The organism is Tenacibaculum sp. MEBiC06402 (assembly GCF_049239625.1).
In the GTDB taxonomy this organism is placed as follows: domain Bacteria; phylum Bacteroidota; class Bacteroidia; order Flavobacteriales; family Flavobacteriaceae; genus Polaribacter.
In genome coordinates this window covers 1-683 of the sequence record NZ_JBMKKT010000039.1, presented here as the reverse complement: position 1 = coordinate 683, position 683 = coordinate 1, and the positions used below count along the sequence as shown (strand labels likewise).

Here is a 683-nt window from a genome sequence, read left to right as displayed (position 1 = left end):
GATACTAAAGGATGTTCGTTTACTAAAGAGTTTGTAGTAACACAACCTGATTTATTAGAGGTTTCATTATCAAGAACCGCAATAATCAGTTGTAATGGAGCAAATGACGGATCTTTATTAGCAAGTGTAACAGGAGGAGTTTCAGGATATACATGTGAGTGGTTTGCTGAAGGCAGTTCAACAGTTTTAGGAACTACATGGAATCTTACGGATTTAGGTCCTGGAAATTATTATGCAGTAATTACTGATGCAAATTCGAATACAGTTACAAGTTCAGTATATAGTTTAGTTGAACCTACTGTTTTAGAGTTGAGTTTATCATCTGACTATGTATTATGTGGAACTGGAAATGATTGGACAATTAATAGCACGGTTTCTGGAGGAACAGCACCATATGTTTATTTATGGAATACAGGAGCAAATACTGCTGATTTAACTGATGTTATTGCAGGAACATATGAAGTTACTGTAGTTGATGCAAATGGTTGTAGAGCAGAGAGAACAGTTACGTTAACAGCACCTGCTGTTTTAGAATTATCGAATGAAGAAGTTGTTAATTTAAGTGGCTTTGAATTATCAAATGGTTCTATCAAAGTTGAAGTTGTTGGAGGAACACCGAATTATACTTACGAGTGGTTTGATGGTTCAGGAGGTTCAATAGCTACAGGAGTTACTGAATTAAC

The 683-nt window shown here is 35.4% G+C and carries 1 protein-coding gene; it reads left to right on the top strand.

Features of this window, described 5'->3' with window-relative positions; translation table 11 throughout:
- On the top strand, positions 1-683 hold a 683-nt coding region (locus tag ACOSP6_RS00340), incomplete at both ends, for a SprB repeat-containing protein (protein ID WP_422095672.1).